Origin of the sequence: Oceanimonas pelagia, from assembly GCF_030849025.1 — a bacterium.
In the GTDB taxonomy this organism is placed as follows: Bacteria; Pseudomonadota; Gammaproteobacteria; order Enterobacterales; family Aeromonadaceae; genus Oceanimonas; species Oceanimonas pelagia.
Map to the genome: position 1 here is coordinate 3,018,259 of NZ_CP118224.1, position 18,680 is coordinate 3,036,938.

Annotated in this window: 19 protein-coding genes; 9 read left to right on the forward strand and 10 right to left on the reverse strand. The window is 61.9% G+C overall.

Features of this window, described 5'->3' with window-relative positions; translation table 11 throughout:
- The first annotated feature begins 54 nt into the window (after window positions 1–54).
- The 3 genes from PU634_RS14410 to PU634_RS14420 are packed head-to-tail and all read left to right on the forward strand — an operon-like array spanning window position 55 to window position 3,005.
- Entirely contained in the window at window positions 55–975 is a 921-nt protein-coding gene (locus PU634_RS14410; RefSeq protein ID WP_306761462.1) for a tripartite tricarboxylate transporter substrate binding protein, read from the forward strand.
- 59 nt (window positions 976–1,034) lie between these two features.
- Entirely contained in the window at window positions 1,035–1,493 is a 459-nt protein-coding gene (locus PU634_RS14415) for a tripartite tricarboxylate transporter TctB family protein (RefSeq protein ID WP_306761463.1), read from the forward strand.
- Between the two features lie 3 nt (window positions 1,494–1,496).
- A complete protein-coding gene (locus tag PU634_RS14420) occupies window positions 1,497–3,005 on the forward strand; it encodes a tripartite tricarboxylate transporter permease (protein ID WP_306761464.1) in 1,509 nt (502 codons plus the stop codon).
- Between the two features lie 119 nt (window positions 3,006–3,124).
- Here the strand turns inward: PU634_RS14420 and PU634_RS14425 are convergent, their stop codons facing one another.
- The 7 genes from PU634_RS14425 to PU634_RS14455 all read right to left on the reverse strand — a co-directional run bounded on the left by PU634_RS14425 (window position 3,125) and on the right by PU634_RS14455 (window position 10,537).
- A complete protein-coding gene (locus PU634_RS14425; protein ID WP_306761465.1) occupies window positions 3,125–5,047 on the reverse strand; it encodes a DNA topoisomerase III in 1,923 nt (640 codons plus the stop codon).
- Between the two features lie 13 nt (window positions 5,048–5,060).
- Window positions 5,061–5,522 carry a hypothetical protein gene (locus PU634_RS14430; protein ID WP_306761466.1) on the reverse strand — a complete coding sequence of 154 codons (462 nt, stop codon included), beginning with the start codon at window positions 5,520–5,522 and terminating at the stop codon, window positions 5,061–5,063.
- Window positions 5,523–5,598: 76 nt separating this feature from the next.
- Window positions 5,599–6,195 carry a protein-methionine-sulfoxide reductase heme-binding subunit MsrQ gene (msrQ, locus tag PU634_RS14435; RefSeq protein ID WP_306761467.1) on the reverse strand — a complete coding sequence of 199 codons (597 nt, stop codon included), beginning with the start codon at window positions 6,193–6,195 and terminating at the stop codon, window positions 5,599–5,601.
- Entirely contained in the window at window positions 6,195–7,211 is a 1,017-nt protein-coding gene (gene msrP, locus PU634_RS14440; protein ID WP_306761468.1) for a protein-methionine-sulfoxide reductase catalytic subunit MsrP, read from the reverse strand. The genes msrQ and msrP overlap by 1 nt, the downstream gene beginning before the upstream one ends.
- Window positions 7,212–7,270: 59 nt before the next feature.
- Window positions 7,271–8,611 carry a sigma 54-interacting transcriptional regulator gene (locus PU634_RS14445; protein WP_306761469.1) on the reverse strand — a complete coding sequence of 447 codons (1,341 nt, stop codon included), beginning with the start codon at window positions 8,609–8,611 and terminating at the stop codon, window positions 7,271–7,273.
- The gene (locus tag PU634_RS14450; protein WP_306761470.1) at window positions 8,608–9,105 is read right to left on the reverse strand and encodes a hypothetical protein; all 498 of its coding nucleotides are present in this window, start codon (window positions 9,103–9,105) and stop codon (window positions 8,608–8,610) included. Before PU634_RS14450 ends, PU634_RS14445 begins: the two co-directional genes overlap by 4 nt.
- Complete coding sequence (locus PU634_RS14455; protein ID WP_306761471.1) at window positions 9,098–10,537, reverse strand: sensor histidine kinase; 1,440 nt, start codon at window positions 10,535–10,537, stop codon at window positions 9,098–9,100. The genes PU634_RS14450 and PU634_RS14455 overlap by 8 nt, the downstream gene beginning before the upstream one ends.
- 215 nt (window positions 10,538–10,752) lie before the next feature.
- On the opposite strand from PU634_RS14455, the gene PU634_RS14460 reads away from it, so the two are divergent.
- Window positions 10,753–11,160, forward strand: a complete 408-nt coding sequence (locus PU634_RS14460; RefSeq protein WP_306761472.1) for a CBS domain-containing protein — start codon at window positions 10,753–10,755, stop codon at window positions 11,158–11,160.
- 65 nt (window positions 11,161–11,225) lie between these two features.
- On the opposite strand, the gene asnA is transcribed toward PU634_RS14460, so the two are convergent.
- A complete protein-coding gene (gene asnA, locus PU634_RS14465) occupies window positions 11,226–12,218 on the reverse strand; it encodes an aspartate--ammonia ligase (protein ID WP_306761473.1) in 993 nt (330 codons plus the stop codon).
- Window positions 12,219–12,354: 136 nt separating this feature from the next.
- Between asnA and asnC the strand changes: the two genes are divergently transcribed.
- Entirely contained in the window at window positions 12,355–12,831 is a 477-nt protein-coding gene (gene asnC / locus PU634_RS14470; protein ID WP_306761474.1) for a transcriptional regulator AsnC, read from the forward strand.
- On the opposite strand, the gene PU634_RS14475 is transcribed toward asnC, so the two are convergent.
- On the reverse strand, window positions 12,832–13,290 hold the full coding sequence (locus tag PU634_RS14475; RefSeq protein ID WP_306761475.1) for a hypothetical protein: 459 nt from the start codon (window positions 13,288–13,290) through the stop codon (window positions 12,832–12,834).
- Window positions 13,291–13,468: 178 nt separating this feature from the next.
- Here PU634_RS14475 and PU634_RS14480 point away from each other — a divergent pair, with 178 nt between their 5' ends.
- The 3 genes from PU634_RS14480 to PU634_RS14490 all read left to right on the forward strand — a co-directional run bounded on the left by PU634_RS14480 (window position 13,469) and on the right by PU634_RS14490 (window position 16,891).
- Window positions 13,469–14,194, forward strand: a complete 726-nt coding sequence (locus PU634_RS14480; RefSeq protein ID WP_306761476.1) for a response regulator — start codon at window positions 13,469–13,471, stop codon at window positions 14,192–14,194.
- Complete coding sequence (locus PU634_RS14485; RefSeq protein ID WP_306761477.1) at window positions 14,184–15,554, forward strand: ATP-binding protein; 1,371 nt, start codon at window positions 14,184–14,186, stop codon at window positions 15,552–15,554. Before PU634_RS14480 ends, PU634_RS14485 begins: the two co-directional genes overlap by 11 nt.
- A 68-nt stretch (window positions 15,555–15,622) precedes the next feature.
- Window positions 15,623–16,891 (forward strand): O-acetylhomoserine aminocarboxypropyltransferase/cysteine synthase family protein, encoded by a 1,269-nt coding sequence (locus tag PU634_RS14490; protein ID WP_306761478.1) that lies wholly within the window; start codon window positions 15,623–15,625, stop codon window positions 16,889–16,891.
- A gap of 33 nt (window positions 16,892–16,924) precedes the next feature.
- Here PU634_RS14490 and PU634_RS14495 read toward each other — a convergent pair whose 3' ends face one another.
- Window positions 16,925–17,542 (reverse strand): LysE/ArgO family amino acid transporter, encoded by a 618-nt coding sequence (locus PU634_RS14495; protein WP_306761479.1) that lies wholly within the window; start codon window positions 17,540–17,542, stop codon window positions 16,925–16,927.
- A gap of 106 nt (window positions 17,543–17,648) precedes the next feature.
- Here PU634_RS14495 and PU634_RS14500 point away from each other — a divergent pair, with 106 nt between their 5' ends.
- Complete coding sequence (locus PU634_RS14500; protein ID WP_306761480.1) at window positions 17,649–18,572, forward strand: LysR family transcriptional regulator ArgP; 924 nt, start codon at window positions 17,649–17,651, stop codon at window positions 18,570–18,572.
- The last annotated feature ends 108 nt before the right edge of the window (window positions 18,573–18,680 follow it).

Here is an 18,680-nt window from a genome sequence, read left to right on the forward strand (position 1 = left end):
GGTGGCCCTCCCCGTGACGATCTGATCAAAACATAACTGATAAGGAATTCAGACATGAAGATCAAAACCGCCCTTGCAGCCTTTGCCCTGTCCCTGAGTGCCGCCATTTCAACCCCCGTTATGGCAAGTTACCCTGAAAAGCCTATCACCATCGTCTGCTGGTCCAGTGCGGGTTCGGGCCATGACCTGATGGCTCGCTACATCGCCAAACTGGGCGAAAAATACCTGGGTCAGCCAATTGTCGTGGTCAACAAAAAAGGCGCCGAGGGCAAGGTGGCAATGAGCTATGTACTTAATCAGAAGGCCGATGGTCACGTCATCATGACCAATACCCGCAGCATGACCGAACGCCTCAAGAAGACTGGCGACAGGATCGCCATCGACAGCTTTAAATATGTCAGTCGGGTGGTGAAGGACCCCTTTGTGATCACCGTGGCCCAGGACAGCCCTTTCAATACCGTGGCCGACCTGGTGACATTCGCCAAGGCCCACCCCAACAAGGTGAAGATCGGCGGTTACAGCACCAAGTCGGTAGACGAAGGACTGGTAAAGGAGCTGGAGGCCAAGGCTAATATCGACCTCAATTACATTCCTTACAAGGGCGGAAACGAGCCGGTGATCGCCGTGCTGGGTGGCCACATCGACGTAGCACTGGCCAACCCCAGCGAGATGTTGGCTAATTTTGAAGCCGGCAAGCTGAAGGTGTTGGCAGTGGCCTCCGATGAACGTTTCGAGCCCTTTGAGGCCTCCCCGACCCTGACCGAGCAAGGCTATGACATCGTTACCGAGCACTGGCGCGGTGTGATGGCCTCCAAGGATGTTCCTGACGAGGTGATAGCCAAACTGAACAAGATGATCGAACAAGTCGTCGCCGAACCCGAGTTCGAGAAATTCTTGGCAGGAAGCAACATGTATAACGGCTACCTGCCCAGCGACAAGTTTGGTGAGCTGGTGGTCTCCCAGACCCCTAACTGATCACCCCGACAGCGCTATTCCAAGCCGGATAGCGCTATCCCTAACCGGAGTATCTGATCATGAGCAAACTAATCCACACATTGGGATCCGATCGCTTCTTCGCCCTGCTGCTGATCACGGCCAGCGCCATTCTTTATGCTTTGATCGGTGGTCTGGATGAACCCGGCTCCCCGGGAGAGCTGGCCGCGTCCACCTATCCTCGAATTCTGCTGCTGTGTCTTATGCTGTTCAGCCTGGTTCTAATTCTCAAGCCCAATCGAAGTGATGCAGACCGAATCGCGCACTTCCCACTCAAGGGCCTATCTGTGATCGCCGTCATTGCCGGCTATATCGCGCTTGTGGATCTTGTCGGCTATTTCGTACTAACACCGGCACTGCTGCTGGTGCTTCCCTTGCTGGCCGGGTTCCGCAATCTTCGCCTGATTATGATTAGCGTTTGCGGCGTCACTGCCGCCCTTTACGGGATCTTCGATCTTGTACTTAACATTCCTTTGCCCGCCGGCTTTTTGGGGGATTGAACCATGCTTGATAACCTGATTCTCGGCTTTTCCACCATTGCCACCCTGCCGGCACTCACCGCCATTGTCGCCGGTGTCATCATTGGCATTCTCTGTGGTGTACTGCCCGGCTTGTCCGCTTCTACCGCCGTGGCGCTCATGGTGCCCTTTACCTTTGGCATGGATCCGGTAGTCAGCGTGCTGCTGCTGGTATCGGTCTACCTGGCTGGTGAATACGGTGGCTCGATTACTGCCATTGCCATTGGCACCCCCGGAACACCTGCCGCGGCGGCCACCATGATCGACGGTTACCAGTTCACCAAACGCGGTCAACCCGGCCTGGCATTAACCACCTCGGTGGTCGCCTCCAGTATTGGCGGCATGATAGGTGCCGTGGTGCTGTTCGCGTTCTCGGAGCCCCTGGCACAAGTAGCGCTTTCATTTGGCGCCCCCGAGTATTTTGCCCTGGCAGTGTTCGGCCTGACCATTATCGCGAGCCTGGCCAGCGATAACCTGATGAAGGGCTTTATAGTCATGTTTCTCGGCCTGTTCCTGAAGAGCATTGGCTTGGATCCCTTTACTGGCGAAGAGCGCTTCACCTTTGGCATTCCCAAGCTCATGGATGGCATCAGCTTTATTCCCGCGTTGATCGGATTGTTTGCCATGGCTTCGGTCTTTACGGGCATAGAGAAGGCAATGAACAGTGCCCAGTCGATCAAACTCAGCTTCGCCATGCCCAAGCTTCGCCGTCTGTTAGGAATGTGGAAGGTCTACCTGCACTCTTCTCTGCTGGGTTCGATCATTGGCGTTCTGCCCGGCGCCGGTGCAACCATCGCCTCCTTTATTTGTTACAACGAGACCAAGCGCTTCTCCCGCAAGAAAGAGGAATTCGGTCAGGGGTGCCTGGAAGGAGTTGCGGCACCCGAAGCCGGTAACAATGCCGTTGTTGGCGGCTCCCTGGTACCCTTACTGACCCTGGGCATACCGGGTTCTGCCACCGCTGCCGTGCTGATAGGAGCACTGATGCTGCACGACATTCAGCCCGGTCCGTTATTGTTCCAAACCAATGGCGAAGTGGTCTACGGCATTTTCGCCGGCCTGTTTGTTGCCTGTATCGCCCAGCTAGTGTTTGGCATCATCGGCGTACCACTCTGGGTTAAAGTGATCTCTGCACCCAAGTCATTACTGCTTCCGGTCATCGCGACCATTTCAGTGGTTGGTGCCTACGGCTACAACAACAGCCTGGTCGATGTGTGGGTGATGTTTGGCTTTGGCCTGCTTGGATATGCACTGAAAAAGTACCACTTCCCGGTAACGCCGATCATTCTGGCATTGGTATTGGGCGGTATTCTGGAAGAAAACTTCAGGCGCGCTCTGCTCATGTCGGAAGGCAGTTACGATATCTTTATCACTCAACCCATCAGTGCCTCACTGCTGGCAATGGCGGCCCTGTCTTTGGCCAGCCCACTGCTCTTCAACCGTCTGGCTGCCACCGATAAATCATCGGCCAGGAAAAAGCTGAAACACGCTTAATTTGCCCGTCACTGTATACCTGTCTTGCGCCCCATGAAGGGGCGCTTTTTCTATGGTTCCCTGATGATACAGCCCTCCCATCATGGTCAATGGTTGCCGGCTATGTCGCTCGCCGGGGCTCAGGCCTTGGCCCGGCGCAGGCCCTTACTCGCGGCCCTGCGCGGACGCGGCGGCTTGCCGCCCTGCAGGCCGCGAAAGGATTCGGGCCGCAGGCTGTCTATCAGTACCGGCAGCTGACCCTGCAGTTCCTCCATAAACTGGCGGTAGCCCGCCTGCTTGCGGCTGATGGCATCAAGCACCGCTTCCCAGCGGGCAGTCATATCGGGGGTGGTGGCCGACTCGGGCAGGCTGTCTATCAGACGACAACCGGCCTCGGTGGCATGGATCTGCCGGCCTCGGCGCTCGAGAAAACCCCGGCTGAACAGCAGCTCGATAATGCCCGCCCGGGTCGCCTCGGTGCCCAGGCCGTCGGTGTCGCGCAGGATCTTTTTCAGCTCACTGTCGGTGACATAGCGGGCAATATGGGTCATGGCCGAGAGCAGGGTGGCATCGGTAAAGGGCCGGGGGGCTTGCGTCTGTTTTTCCTGCAACTCACCGCGCAGGCAGTGCACCCTGTCCCCCGCCGTTAATGCCGGCAGGTGCGACTGCAACTCGTCGTCGTCCTGTTGTTCCTCCCTGCCCTGGGCAAACAACGCCTTCCAGCCCGCCACGCGCTGCTGCCGGGCCCTGGCCAGAAAGCGGCCGCCGGCGACCTCCACCTCCAGCTTCTTTTCATCCAGCTCCTGATGGGGGTAAAACTGGGCGGTGTACTGACGGGCCACCAGCTCGTAGATGCGGCGCTCGTCTTCCGACAACCGGCTACCGTCGGTTTTGCGGATGGTGGGAATAATGGCGTGATGGGCTTCCACCTTGCCGTCGTTCCAGGCCCGGCCCCGTATGCCGGTGTCGGCCTGGGTCGTGGCCGAAGCCAGCGACGGACAGACGGCGGCGATGGCCGCCAGCACCGCCGGCCCTTCCCCAAAATGCCCGGCAGGCAGGTAGCGGTTGTCGGAGCGGGGGTAGGTAATGAGCTTGTGCCGCTCGTACAGGCCCTGACACACATCCAGCACCCGCTTGGCGCTGAGGCCAAAGCGGCGGGCGGCGTCAATCTGCAGCGCCGACAGGTTGTAGGGCAGCGGCGGCGCGATGCGCTGGCGCTTGCTGTCGGCGGACAGCACCCGGCCGGGTTGATCGGTAATGCGGCGAATGACGTTTTCCGCCAACCGCCGGGACAGCACCCTGCCCTCCTCGTCCTGCCAGGGCTGGCAGGCCTCACTGGGTTGCCACTTGGCACGAAACTGCTCGTCGCCCGCGGTGAGCAGCAGCGCCTGCACCTCATAAAAGGGCTTGGGCTGAAAGTCGGCGATGTCCCGGTCCCGGCGCACCACCAGCCCCAGCACCGGAGTCTGAACCCGGCCCACCGAGAGCACGCCGTTGTAGCCGGCACTGCGCCCGGCCAGGGTGCAAAGCCGGGTCATGTTGATGCCGTACAACCAGTCGGCCCGGGAGCGGGCCAGGGCGGAGACCGACAGGGGCACAAAGTCGGTGTTGGGTTTGAGGGCGGCCAGGGATTTTTTCATTGCCACCGGGTTGAGGTCGCTGATAAGACAGCGCTGCACCGCCTCCCGCCTGGCGGCGGGCACCTTGCAGTAGCTGATGACTTCATCCACCAGCAACTGGCCTTCGCGGTCCGGGTCGCCGGCATGCACTATGGTGTCGGCCTCCTTGAGCAGCTTTTTAACCACCGCCAGCTGCTTTTTGGTCTTGGGCCTGGGCACCAGCTTCCAGTCGTCGGGAATAATGGGCAGGTGCTCACGCCGCCACTGCTTGAAGGCGGGGTCGTAGACGTCGGGCTCGGCCTGCTCCAGCAGGTGACCGATACACCAGGTCACCACATCGCCATTGGCCAGGCGAATAAAACCGTCGCCCTTCTGCTGGGGCTTGGGCAGCACCTCGGCCATGGCCCGGGCCAGGCTGGGTTTTTCGGCGATATAGAGGATCATTCCGCTACCCGGCTCAGTAGTCCTCGTTAAGCAGAAAATCGTCCATGGCTTCCACCAGATAGGGCCAGTCGGCCTCGGGCACCGGCGTGACCGGGTCTTCGTCGCCTTCGCCGTATTCGTCCCAGTAGTGAGCCCGCAGGGCTAGGGCGAAGTCGGAGTAGTCCTCGGCCAGGGCCGCAAGCGGGCCGAACCAGACGATGCGGGTCAGCCCGGAGGTGAGATCGTTGAGGTATTCGGTGAGCACCTGGGGATCGGGAAACTGCTCCATCAGCAGTTCAAAGCGCTCCCGGGCGGCAATATGCTGATCCGGATCCAGCTCCCCCAGCTCGGCCACATGGTGCAGGTAGTCGGTCAGGATGAATGCTCTGGCCTGCTCTTCGCCGGCCAGCCACTGGCAGCGGGTTTCCTTGCGGCTGATGATGGACAGTGCCACCCCCTCATCGAGAAAGCACAGGGCCCACAGTTGATCGTCCATCGGTTACTCCATGGCGGCAGAAAAATTAACGGCCGCCAGTGTAACGGAAAACCCGGCAACACCAAAAACAGCGGCTTCACCGCCACGGCCGGGTCAGCTTGTCCCGGCGCAGCAACAACAAGAACAGCCCCGCCAGCAGATAGGCCAGGGGCTCAATCCAGCCCGACTTGACCGACCACCAGAAATGCACGCACACCACCGGCACAGTGGGGTAAATCCAGTTGTGCAGGCGTTGCCAGTGCGCACCCAGACGACGCTGCCACCCTTGAGTGGAGGTGATGGCCAGCAACAGCAGCACTCCCCAGGCCGCCATGCCCAGAGTAATAAAGCCGCGCTTGACGATCTCCTCGCCAATCAGGCCCCAGGCCAGCTGCAAATCCAGCAGCACCCAGGCCAGCAGGTGCAGGCTGGCATAGGCGAAACACCAGAGCCCCACTGCCCGGCGCAGCCGTACCAGGGGCCCGAGGCGAAAGCGTTTGGCCAGGGGGGAAATGCACAGGGTCAGCAGCAGCAGACGCAGGGCCCAGATGCCGAGATAGTGCAGCAGCTCGGGCACGGGATCGGCACTGAAGTGGCCGGCGGCAAAGCCCCAGGGCAGCCACAGCAGCGGCAGCACGGCCAGCCCGTGTACCAGCACCCGCAGCCGGCGCAGGGCGGAAGCGTCTATCCGCATCAGTAGAACTTCCTCAGATCCATGCCGGCGTAGAGCGAGGCCACTTCTTCCTCATAGCCGTTGAACATCAGGGTAGGCTGGCGCTGGCTGCCGAACAGGCCACCTTCGCCAATCACCCGCTCACTGGCCTGACTCCAGCGCGGATGGTCCACATTGGGGTTCACGTTGGCATAAAAACCATATTCGTAGGAAGCCAGCTGGTTCCAGGTGCAGGGCGGCTGGCGCTCGGTAAGGGTAATCCGCACGATGGACTTGATGCCCTTGAAGCCATACTTCCAGGGCACCACCAGCCGCACCGGGGCGCCGTTCTGGTTGGGCAGGGTCTTGCCGTACATGCCCACCACCAGCAGGCTGAGGGGGTTCATGGCCTCGTCGATACGCAGCCCTTCCACATAGGGGTAATCAATGCCCCCGCCTATATAGCGGGACGCCTGACCGCGCATCTGCTCGGGATCGTACAGGGTTTCAAAGGCCACATATTTCGCCCGGGAGGTGGGGTTGGCCGCCTTGATGATGCCGGCCAGGGGTACGCCCAGCCAGGGAATGACCATGGACCAGGCCTCCACGCAGCGGTGGCGGTAGATGCGCTCTTCCAGCCGTTGCTTTTCCAGCCAGGCCCACACATCCAGGGTTTGCGGCTTGTCCACTTCACCATCTATCTCTATGGTCCAGGGCCGGGTTTTCAGCCCCTGGGCGTAGCGCAGGGGGTCCGACTTGTCGGTACCGAACTCGTAGAAGTTGTTGTAGCTGGTGGCCACCTTTTCGGCGGTGGGGGTCAGCGCCGGCCGGTAGGCCTCGGGCCGGTCAAAGGTCAGCGGCATTTGGTTCGAGGACGCGGCGGCCTCGTTCTTGCCCAGCAGGTTGCCGAGCACATTGGCGCCGGCAGGCAGGCTGAACGCGGCCGCCCCCAGCCCCAGTCCCAGTCCCTGAATAATGCGCCGCCGCTGCCGGTAAACGCCTTCGGGCGTGACCTGGTGCTCCTTCAGCGCCGACTTTTTTCGAACCTTGATGTGCATGAAAACTCCTGTAGACGTGATGTGTATACAAGGAGCATGACAGCCTCGAAAAACTTTCGTCAGTCTTCCTTGTGCTTGAACGCCCCCGCTTCAATGCCATGGCGACTGAGCAGCTTGTAGAAGTCGGTGCGGTTGCGCCCGGCCAGGGCGGCGGCCTGGGTCACGTTGCCCTCGGTCATGCGCAGCACCTTGTTCAGGTACATGCGCTCAAACTCGGCCCGGGCCTCGTTAAAGGTGGGAAACTGCTCATCGCTGCCCGACAGCAGGCTTTCCACCAGCTGGGTGCCAATCACCGGTGCCGAGGCCATGGCCACCGCCTGCTCCACCAGGTTGAGCAGCTGGCGCACATTGCCCGGCCAGGAGGCCGCCGCCAGCAGGGCCAGGGCTTCGGGAGCAAAGCCGGTTACCTGGGTGCTCTGGCGCTGACGAATTTGTTCGAGAAAATGCCGGGCCAGCAGCGGAATGTCTTCCGGCCGCTCCTTCAGTGCCGGCAGCGCCAGATTGACCACGTTCAGCCGGTAGAACAGGTCTTCCCGAAAACGTCCCTGCTCCATGGCCGCCACCATGTCGCGGCTGGTGGCCGAAAGCACCCGCACATCGGTGCTGATGCTGCGGCTGCCGCCCCGGGGCCGTACCTGCTGCTCTTCCAGCGCGCCCAGCAGCCGGGCCTGCAGCCGGGACGGCAATTCGTCCACCTCGTCCAGCAGCAGGGTACCGCCGGCGGCGGTCACCAGGGCACCGGCGTGGTCCGACACGGCGCCGTCAAAGGCGCCCCTGACGTGTCCGAACAGCTCCGATTCCAGCAGCGGCTCGGTCAGGGCGCCGCAATTCAGCACCACAAAGGGGTGGTCCCGGCGCGGACTGGCCTGATGCAGGGTGCGCGCCATCAGCTCCTTGCCGGCGCCTGCGGGGCCGGTGATCAGCACGCTGATGTCGAGGGGAGCAATGCGCCGGACCTGCTCCAGCACCCCGGTCATGGCCGGGCTGCGGGTCAATATGTCGTGCTGCCAGTCGTTCTCGAAGGCCGGCAGCGACACCGCCAGCGCTTCGTTGATGGTGCGGCGCAGGGCTTCCTTGTCGATGGGCTTGGTGAGAAAACCGAACACCCCGGAGCGGGTGGCGGACACCGCATCGGTAATGGAGCCGTGGGCGGTCATGATCACCACCGGCAGCCCCACATGCTGGCGCTGAATGCGATCGAACAGGGCCAGGCCGTCCATGCCATCCATTTTCAGATCACTCAGCACCAGATCCGGACGCGCCTGCTCCAGCCATTCCAGCGCCTCGGCGCCGGAGGTGGCGGTGGCCACCTCAAAGCCTTCGCTGCGCAGGCGAAGCCCGAGCAGCTTCAGCAGGCTGGCGTCGTCGTCCACCAGCAGTATTCTGGCCTTGCGCTTCATTGCCCGCTGTCCTGATAACGGCGTTCGTTGATCTGCTCGTCAATGGTGGCCAGCTCGTTCAGCTTGCGGGTAAGGGAGTTGATCTGCTGCTGCCGGTCGGTCACCACCCGGTTAAAGGTGATCAATTCCTGATTATAGGATTGATGAATGGTAAAAAACTGCTGCAGGTGGGTATTCACCCCGGGCAGGGCCTGGGTGAACAGTTGCTGGGCCTGCTGACGCTGGGCCAGGTTGGCCCTGGGGTGGCTCAGCCACAGCGCCAGCAGCAGCTCGTTTTCCTGTCCGGGTTGTTGCAGCCGCCTGATTTCGCTCAGCCGCTCGGTCTCATTGCTTTGCATGATGGTACCGGACTGTTGCAGCCAGTACACCAGTTCGCCCTGATCACTGGCTTCCAACGCCTGCGGCAGGTGAAACTCGCTCAGTGAAAACGGTCCCGTACTGCTGCAACCGCTCAGCAGCAGCGCCAGCACACCGTATACCCATGGTTTATTCATCGCTATGTTCCTTGTTCCCGTGCCTGGGCAGGCCCAGCTCAAAGCGGACCCAGCCCGGTTGTGTTGAATCAAGCGTCAGCCGGCCACCCATGCTGATGGCCGCTTCCCGCGCAATGCTCAGGCCAATACCCGAGCCCTTGAGCACCCCCTTGCGCTCCTGGCTGCCCTGCACAAAGGGCTCGAAAATACGTTCCCGATCGGCGACCGGAATGGGCTGGCCGGTGTTGGCCACGCTGAGCACATATTCCTGCTCCCCGGCCCTCGCCTCAATGTGAAGCTCGCCGCCCTGCTCGCCGTAATTGACGGCGTTGGAAATCAGGTTTTCCAGCACCAGCCGCAGTCTGTGGTTATCCGCCAGTGGCTGGGTTTCATCCAGGTTCAGGCTGACCTTCATGCCCTTGTTTTCCAGTGCCAGGCGATGGGCGTCCAGGCTTTCTTCCAACAGTGGCGGCAGCGCCACCGGCCGATGATACACCTGCACCTGCTGAATGCGGTTGTAGTCGAGCAATTGCTCAATCAGCCCCTGCAACCGAAAACTGTTGTCCACCAGCAGTTCACAGATCTCTTCCTGCTCGGCGGTGAGCGGGCCGGTGACCTTTTCCGCCAGCAGGTCGGCGCCTTCGCGCAGGCTGGCCAGGGGGGTTTTCAGCTCGTGGGACAAATGCCGCAAAAACTGCAGCTTCTGGGCTTCCAGTTCCCTGAGTCGGTGGTGCAGCCAGTTCAGCCGCTCGCCCAGCTCCACCAGTTCGGCCGGCCCGCTGATGGGCCGTTCGTCGGGCTCCACGCCGGCACCCAGCCCCTGAATGCGCCGCTCGAGCTGGCGCACCGGACGAATGATCAGGTAAGTAAACAGCAACGCCAGCACCAGGCTGGCTCCCCCCAGGCCGCCACTCAGCAGCCACATGCGCCGGCGCACTTCGGCCACCTGCTCGCGAATGCGGGCAATGCGCACGTCGATCTGCTCCCGGGCCAGCCGGTCCAGTTCCACGTTGGCCCGGTTAAAGCCATCAAAAATACTCACCCGTTCGCGGATTTGCGCGCCGCCGGCCTGGGCCAGATCCACCAGCTCCACCAGTTGATCACGCAGTGACGCGTCCAGCTCGCCCGCATCCACCCCTTGCAGCAGCGGCTCCATTTCCTTGCGATAGCGCTCCAGCAACCGCAGATAGTGCAACCGCAGATCGGGCGCTTCCAGCACCGCATAGCGGCGAATGGTGCGCTCCATGTCCAGCGCCAGATCGTTCATGTCCGAGACCCGCCGCGTGTCGGTCACCGCGCTTTGCATGCCTTCCTCCGCCAGCCGGTTCACCTGCTCCAGGGTGCGGCTGTTCTGAATGATCAGCAGGATAAGGGGCAACAGCACCAGGGTGAAGGCAATCAGCACCAGCCGCAACAGGGAGCGGGGGGCAAAGCCTCTGGCCACGTTTGACATGAACGTCTTGCTCCGCGAGTCAGGGAAAGACAGGCAGAATAACAAAAATGCCGGCAAAGGCGGACCGGGAATGTGGCAGGCCCGCTGGCCACGAACCGGCTATGCTGAAAACAGGAACCGGGTTCGCAACTATCACACAAAAAGGCAAGACCGATTGGCCCCTCGGCAAAATGCCTGCCACACTCGGTTTATCAGTAAGTTAAAGGAGAATGGCGATGGCAACAGTAAGCGAAATCATGCGGCACAGCCTGCCCATGCTGACCCAGAACATGTCGATTTCGGAAGCGCTGGACCGCATGCTGGAGTCCGGCCTGAGCGGCCTGCCGGTGGTGGACTCCCAGCGCCGTATTATCGGCTTTCTGTCGGAACAGGACTGCATTCCCAAACTGATCAACGCCAGCTACCACTGCGACAACCGCATTCTGGTATCGGATGTCATGCGCCACGATCCGCTGACGGTGACGCCCGACACCGACGTGTTCGAGCTGGCCCGCACCATGGGCGGCCCCAAGCCCAAACTGTATCCGGTGGTGGAAGGCAAAAAGGTTATCGGCATGGTCACCCGCCACCAGGTGATGAGTTTTCTCAACAACCAGCTCAAGACCTGCCTGGCCACCTACTGAGCCGGGCACCGAAAACACCAAGGGGCGCTGCGGCGCCCCTTGATCATTCTGGTTATCGTTCCGGCTTACAGCAGGCCGTCCACGGTCTCGCTCAGCTCGGCGGGCCACACGCCACACTGTACCTGACCGATATGGCTCAGTTGCAGCAGCAGCATGGCGAGACGGGACTGACCGATGCCGCCGCCAATGGTCTGGGGCAACTCACCCGCCAGCAGGGCCTGGTGCCATTCCTGTGCGGCACGGTCTTCATGACCGGTCAGCGCCAGCTGGCGACGCAGGGCCTCCTGATCCACACGAATACCCATGGAGGAGATCTCAAAGGCGTCTTCCAGCACCGGGTTCCATACCAGAATATCACCGTTCAGACCGGCCAGGCCGCTTCGGCCCTCGGTGGACCAGTCGTCGTAATCGGGGGCACGCATGTCGTGAATGTCGCCGTGGCTCAGCTTGCCGCCGATGCCCACCAGGAACACGGCACCCAGCTCCTTGGCGATGGCGCGCTCACGGCCCTTGGCGTCGAGCTCCGGGTAACGGGCCAGCAGCTCTTCGGCGTGCAGCACCTGGATCTTTTCCGGCAGGAACGGCGTGAAGCCAAACTCGGCGGCCGCGGCCTGCTCGGTGCGCTTGATGGCACCGTAGATGCGCTCCACGGTCTGCACCAGAAAGCCTTCGTGGCGGTCTTCGGGGCGCATTACCTGCTCCCAGTCCCACTGATCCACATACACGGAGTGAATGGGGCTGAGGCGGTCTTCGTCGGGACGCAGCGCCTTCATGTGGGTGTAGATACCCTCGCCCGGCTCAAAGCCGAAGCGGCCCAGAGTGTAGCGTTTCCATTTGGCCAGGGAGTGCACCACTTCGTAGCTCTCGCCGGGAATGGCCTTGACCTTCACCTGCACTGCCTTTTCGGAGCCGGACAGGTTGTCCTGCATGCCATCGCCCAGACGGCTGAGAATGGGAGCCTGAACTTCCAGCAGATTGAGCTGCTGCGCCAGCTGACCGGAGAAATACTCTTTTACAAAACGGATTTGGCGTTGGCGTTCAATATAGGCTTTTTTCATCTCATCCACCTGAGCTTGCTGATTGGTTTTGAAGGATAATCAGGGAAGTGAACACCAAATTCAACAACCGCTGGCAAAAACTCGCTTGCGGATTTAAATTCATCAAAATAATTAAGATATTTTAAGGATCCAATAAATGCAGCAGGAAAAAGGCGACACCCATTACCGAATCGACAATCTGGACAAGTCCATTCTGATGGCGCTGATGGACAATGCCCGCACTCCCTACGCCGAGCTGGCCAAACGCTTTGGGGTCAGCCCGGGCACCATTCATGTGCGGGTGGAAAAAATGAAACAGGCGGGCATTATCGAGGGCACCCGGGTGCAGGTGAACGCCAAGAAACTGGGCTACGACGTCTGCTGTTTTATCGGCATCATACTGAAAAGCGCCCGGGACTACCCACGGGCGCTGGCGCAGCTGGAAGCGCTGGAAGAAGTGGTGGAGGCCTATTACACCACCGGCCACTACAACATTTTTATCAAGGTGATGACCCGCTCCATCGACGAACTGCAGCGGGTGCTGATCCATCGCTTGCAGCCCATCGAGGAGATTCAGTCCACCGAAACCCTGATTTCCCTGCAGCAGCCCATCGACCGGGACGTCACCCCCTGATCAGTGTTCCAGCTTGCCCAGGGCCTCACGCATCAGCCTGAGCTGTTGCTGCCTGAGCTGGTCGTCGGCGGCGATCTTGTCCAGGGTGGCGGCCTTGAGCCCGGCATTATCAATGGCATTGGCGCGCGCTTCGGCCATCAGCCGGTGCAGCTTGGTCTGCTGCTCCATCATGCTCAGCCGTGCCTGCTGGGTGACGATAAACTGGGCCTTGAGCTCGGGAGTCTCCAGTTTTTCCATGCGCTGGGTCAGGCGCTGCTCGAACCGGGCCGGATCCATCTGCTTGCCGCCGTGATGGCGCTGGCCGTGATGACCCCCTTCATGGTGGCCACCCTTCTGGCCCTGGGCACATTCTTCCTTCATGGGACCACGCTCTTCGCCCCCATGATGGGCGGCGCTGGCCAGGGCGGGCACGGTGAACAGGGTGGCGGCGAGCAACAGGGCGCTGTGTCGGGTTTTCATGATGATGTCCTCTTGTGGTGATTGACGATCATCATTACAACAGCCGGTTGTCAGCAAACTGTGTCGGCACAGCGCTTTTTTGCAACAAAGTGTCACAGCCCCGGACGCTGACACACTTTGACATTATTTGCCTGTGCACCTGAGCTTATACTGAGCCGGCAATGGCAGGAGAATAAACATGAACAAGGGCAAAGACTTGCTGGTGGTGGACGATCACGGGGAAATTCGCGATCTGCTCGCCCGCTTTCTGACGCAGCACGGCTACCGCGTGCAGGGCGTGCGCGACGGCGATGCCATGCGCCAGCACCTTGGCCGTCACCGGCCGGATCTGATCATTCTCGACCTGATGCTGCCCGGCGACGACGGACTGACCCTGTGCCGGGAGCTGCGCGGTCAGGGCAATAACGTGCCCATCATCATGCTCACCGCCATGGGCGAAGACACCGACCGCATTATCGGCCTGGAAATGGGCGCCGACGACTACCTGCCCAAACCCTTCAACCCCCGCGAGTTGCTGGCCCGCATCAAGGCAGTACTGCGCCGCCAGCCCGACACCGACTCAGCCGTCACGCATGAAACGCCGCAACGGCTGCGTTTTGGCCCCTGGCTGCTGGACACCGCCCGCCGCGAGCTGGTGGACGACAAGGGCGTCACCATCAGCCTGAGCACCGCCGAGTTCGATCTGCTGCGGGTCTTTACCCGGCATCCCAACCGGGTGCTGAGCCGGGATCAGCTGCTGGACCTGGCCCGGGGCCGGGAGGCCCAGGCCTTTGACCGGGCCATCGACACCCTGGTAAGCCGGCTTCGGCGCAAGCTGGAAACCGACTCGAAAAACCCGCAACTGATCAAAACCATCTGGGGCGGCGGCTACCTGCTGGCCGCCGAGGTGCACCATGAGGCCTGAGCGGCTGCGCTACTGGCTGGGCAGCCTCACCGGCCAGATTGTACTGGTGGCCCTGTGCGCCCTGGTGCTGGTGCAACTGGTCAGCCTGCAGATCTACCGGCTGGAGCGGGAAGAAGCGCTGGGGCTGGTCAACAGTCGTTTTACCCTGCAGCGGCTGATGGCGGTGACCCGGCTGCTGCACCAGTCCCCGCCCGAGCTGCACCGGGAAATTCTGCGCGCCAGCCGCAGCGAAACCCTGCTGCTGAGCCTGAGCCGGCAGGCACCCGAGGCCGGCGAGCGCAATGCGGTGTTTGAGCGCATCGTGCGCAGCCGGCTGGACTACCCGCCCGAGCTCGACATTCACATCGGTGCCGAAACCGGCAGCGGCCAGGCCCTGCCACCGCCTGCCGAACGCCGCCATCGTCACCCGCCCCACGGTCGCCGCCCCGACATTCGCCTTTACGGCGGCATTGAACTGGGCAACGGTCGCTGGCTGCGCTTTACCTCCCTGGTTGATACTGAAACCCCGGGCTGGTCGCTCAAGGCCATGGTGTCGCTGGTGCTGCTGGCGGCCCTGCTCACCGGCCTGATGATCTGGCTGCTGCAACGCACCACCCGGCCGCTCAAGCGCCTGGCCCGCCGGGCCGAGCGGCTGGGCCGGGGCGACAGGGCCGAGCCGCTGCCGGAAACCGGCCCCAGCGAAATTCGCGAAACCCTGTCGGCCTTTAACCGCATGCAGGAGCGGCTGGATCGCTTTGTGACCGATCGCACCCGCATGCTGGCGGCCATTTCCCACGATCTGCGTACCCCGCTCACCAGCCTGCAACTGCGCTGCGAATTTCTGCCCGAGGGCGAGGACAAGCACAAACTGCAGCAGGGGCTGAAACGCATGGAGCAGATGCTGGCCGCCACCCTGCGCTTTGCCCGAGACGACGGTCAGGACGAGCCGATGCGGGATCTGGATCTGTCGAGCCTGGTACAGAGCCTGTGCGACGACCTGCAGGACGCCGGCCACAGCGTCAGCCTGGAAGAGCGCGAGCCCATTTTGTTCCGCGGCCGCAGCCAGGCCCTGCGCCGGGCGCTGCAGAACCTGCTGGAGAACGGCATCAAGTATGGCGAGCGGGTGGAGGTCAGGCTGCTCAACGAGCCCGGCCATATTCGCATTCTGATCCGCGACTTCGGCCCCGGCATTGCCGACGATCAGCTGGATGAAGTGTTCAAGCCCTTTACCCGGCTCGACGGCGCCCGTAATCTGGAGGACGGCAGCATTGGCCTGGGCCTGGCCATTGCCCGTACCCTGATCCACCAGCACGGTGGTGAGTTGCACCTGACCAATCACTCCGGCGGCGGCCTGCTGGCCACCGTGCTGCTGCCTCATTAGCCTTTACTCCCCCGGGCAAACTGCCTACATTGGTGGGCCTCGACCGAATCACAAGGACAGTTACTCCCATGAGAGATGAAACCCTGGCCGTACACCACGGCTACACCACGGATCCCACCACCAAGTCGGTAGCCACCCCCATTTACCAGACCGTGGCCTATGAATTTGACAGCGCCCAGCACGGCGCCGATCTGTTCAACCTGGAAGTGCCGGGCAACATCTATACCCGCATCATGAACCCCACCAACGACGTGCTGGAGCAGCGCGTCGCGGCCCTGGAAGGCGGCATTGCCGGCCTGGTGGTGTCGGCGGGCAGCGCCGCCATTCACTACGCCCTGATCACCCTGGCCAAGCGCGGCGACAACATCGTCACCACGCCTCAGCTCTATGGCGGCACCTACACCCTGCTGGCCCATATGCTGCCGGATCTGGGCATTGAGGTTCGCTTTGCCGAAGACGCCAGTCCGGCCGCCATTGCCCGGCTGATCGACGCCAATACCAAGGCGGTGTACTGCGAGAGCATCGGCAACCCGGCGGGCAACGTGGCCGACATCAAGGGGCTGGCCGACGTGGCCCACGCCGAGGGTGTGCCCCTGGTGGTGGACAACACCGTCGCCACCCCGGTGCTGTGCAAGCCCATCGAGTTTGGTGCCGACATAGTGGTGCACTCGCTGACCAAATACATCGGCGGCCACGGCAACTCCTTGGGCGGCATTATCGTCGACAGCGGCAAATTCCCCTGGGCCGAGCACAAGGAACGCTTTCCCCAGTTCAGCAATCCCGAGGCCGCCTACCACGGCGTTGTCTACAACGAGGCCTTTGGCCCCGCCGCCTTTATTGCCCGCGCCCGCACCGTGCCCCTGCGCAACACCGGCAGCGCCCTGGCACCGCTCAACGCCTTTCTGCTGCTGCAGGGGCTGGAAACCCTGCCCCTGCGCATGGAGCGTCATGTGGAGAACACCTTCAAGGTGGCCAAGTTTCTGCAACAGCACGACGCCGTGGACTGGGTCAACTACGCCGGCCTGGAAGGCCACCCGGACTTTGAGCGTGCGCAGCAGTTTATGAAGGGCAAGCCCTCGGCCATTCTGTCGTTCGGGCTCAAGGGCGGCTATGAGGCCGGCGTGCGTTTTTACGATGCGCTCACGCTTATCAAGCGGCTGGTCAATATCGGTGACGCCAAGTCCCTGGCCTGCCATCCGGCGTCCACCACCCATCGCCAGATGACCGAGGCCGAGCAAGTCCAGGCCGGCGTCAGGCCGGAAATGATTCGGCTGTCCATCGGCATCGAGCACGCCGACGACATCATTGCCGATCTGGCACAGGCGCTGAACGCCTGATCTCGCAGCGGGAAGGCTCACCTTCCCGCTTTTTTATCCCATCAGCCCCAGCACCAGCTTGCCCGCCAGCAGCCACATCAGGGTGCCGATGGCGCCGTCCATGACCCGCTGCACCAGCGGCCGGCCCAGCCAGTTGCTCATACGCGCCGCCCCCAGTGCCAGGGTAAAAAACCATACCAGTGAGGCGGTAAAGCATCCCAGGGCAAAGGCCCACTTCTCGTTGCCGTCCAGGCCTCCCCCTACGGAGCCCAGTATCATCACGGTCTCGATGTATACCTGCGGGTTGAGCAGGGTCACCGCCAGCACGCCGATCAGCACCGCCTTCAGCCCCCGCTCCCGACCATCCAGCGCCAGCGCCTGACCCGAACCCAGCGCCCGCCGCCAGCAATGGGCACCGTAGATCAGCAAAAATGCCATGCCCGCCAGGCTGATCCCCCAGAACAACACGCCGTGGGACTGCAGTGCCGCGCCGCCACCAAACACCCCCAGGCCGATCAGCAACACGTCAAACAAACTGCAGATGGCCGCCACCAGCAGATGGTACTGCCGCCGCATGCCCTGATTGAGCACAAAGGCATTTTGCGCGCCGATGGGAATAATCAGCCCGGCCCCCAGGGTAAAGCCCTGCGCCCAGGGCAACCAGTACATCATGATGCAACCTCCTCGTTGGTCAGTGGCTTGCAGATTAGTGAGGCCGGCTAATTTAGTAAAACTAATAAAATTGCTGCATCATTAATTTAATTAATAAGGAGTCATCATGAGTGAACTGGACTACAAGCTGCTGGCCGCCCTTGACAAGGTGGTCAGCGAACAGGGCTTTGAGCCGGCGGCCCGCCAGCTGCATCTGACCCAGTCGGCGGTGTCCCAGCGTATCAAGCAGCTGGAGCAGCGCCTGGCCCAGCCGTTGCTGATCCGCAGCCAGCCGCCCCGCCCCACCGATGCCGGCCGGCGACTGCTGGCCCATTACCGTCAGGTCAGCCAGCTGCAGGGGGCGGTCATGGCCGAGCTGTTGCCCGACGCACCGCAAAAGCCGCTGACCGTGACCCTGGCCACCAATGCCGACAGCCTCGCCATCTGGCTGATCCCGGCCTTGACCCCGCTGTTGCACAGTCACCCCATCGAACTCAACCTGCTTATCGAGGATGAATCCCGCACCCTGGACCGGCTGCGCAGCGGCGAAGCCTTTGGCGCCATCAGTGTCAGTGCCGAGCCCCTGCCCGGCTGCCGCTGCGATCCCTTGGGCGAAATGGAATACATACTGGTGGCCACCCCGGCGTTTCGCCGCCGCTACTTTCCCGACGGCCTGACCCTGGCCGCCCTGCAACTGGCCCCGGCCGTGGCCTTTGATCAGCGCGACGACATGCATGCCCGCTACATCGAGCAGCATTTCGGCCTGCCCGCCGGCGGCTATCCCTGCCATGCCATGCGCTCCTCGGAAGCCTTTGTTGCCATTGCCCGGTCCGGCGCCGCCTACTGCCTGATCCCCCGGCTGATGATTGAGGAAGATCTGCAGCAGGGCCGGCTGGTGGAGCTGTACCCGGAAGGCCCCCTGTTTGAGCCCCTCTACTGGCATCGCTGGCTGCTGGAGCGCGGCATTCACCAGGCCCTGTCCCGTCGCCTGGTGGATTATGCCCGCACCGTGCTGCCGCCTATTGACTCTGGAGTAACCTCCAGGGTCTAGACTCGAAGCTGCAACCCCACACAACAAGGAGAAACAAATGGGACATTGCTGCCATCACCAACACACCCGTGAGCACGGGGGCGAACACCGGCATGGCACCCGGTGTGT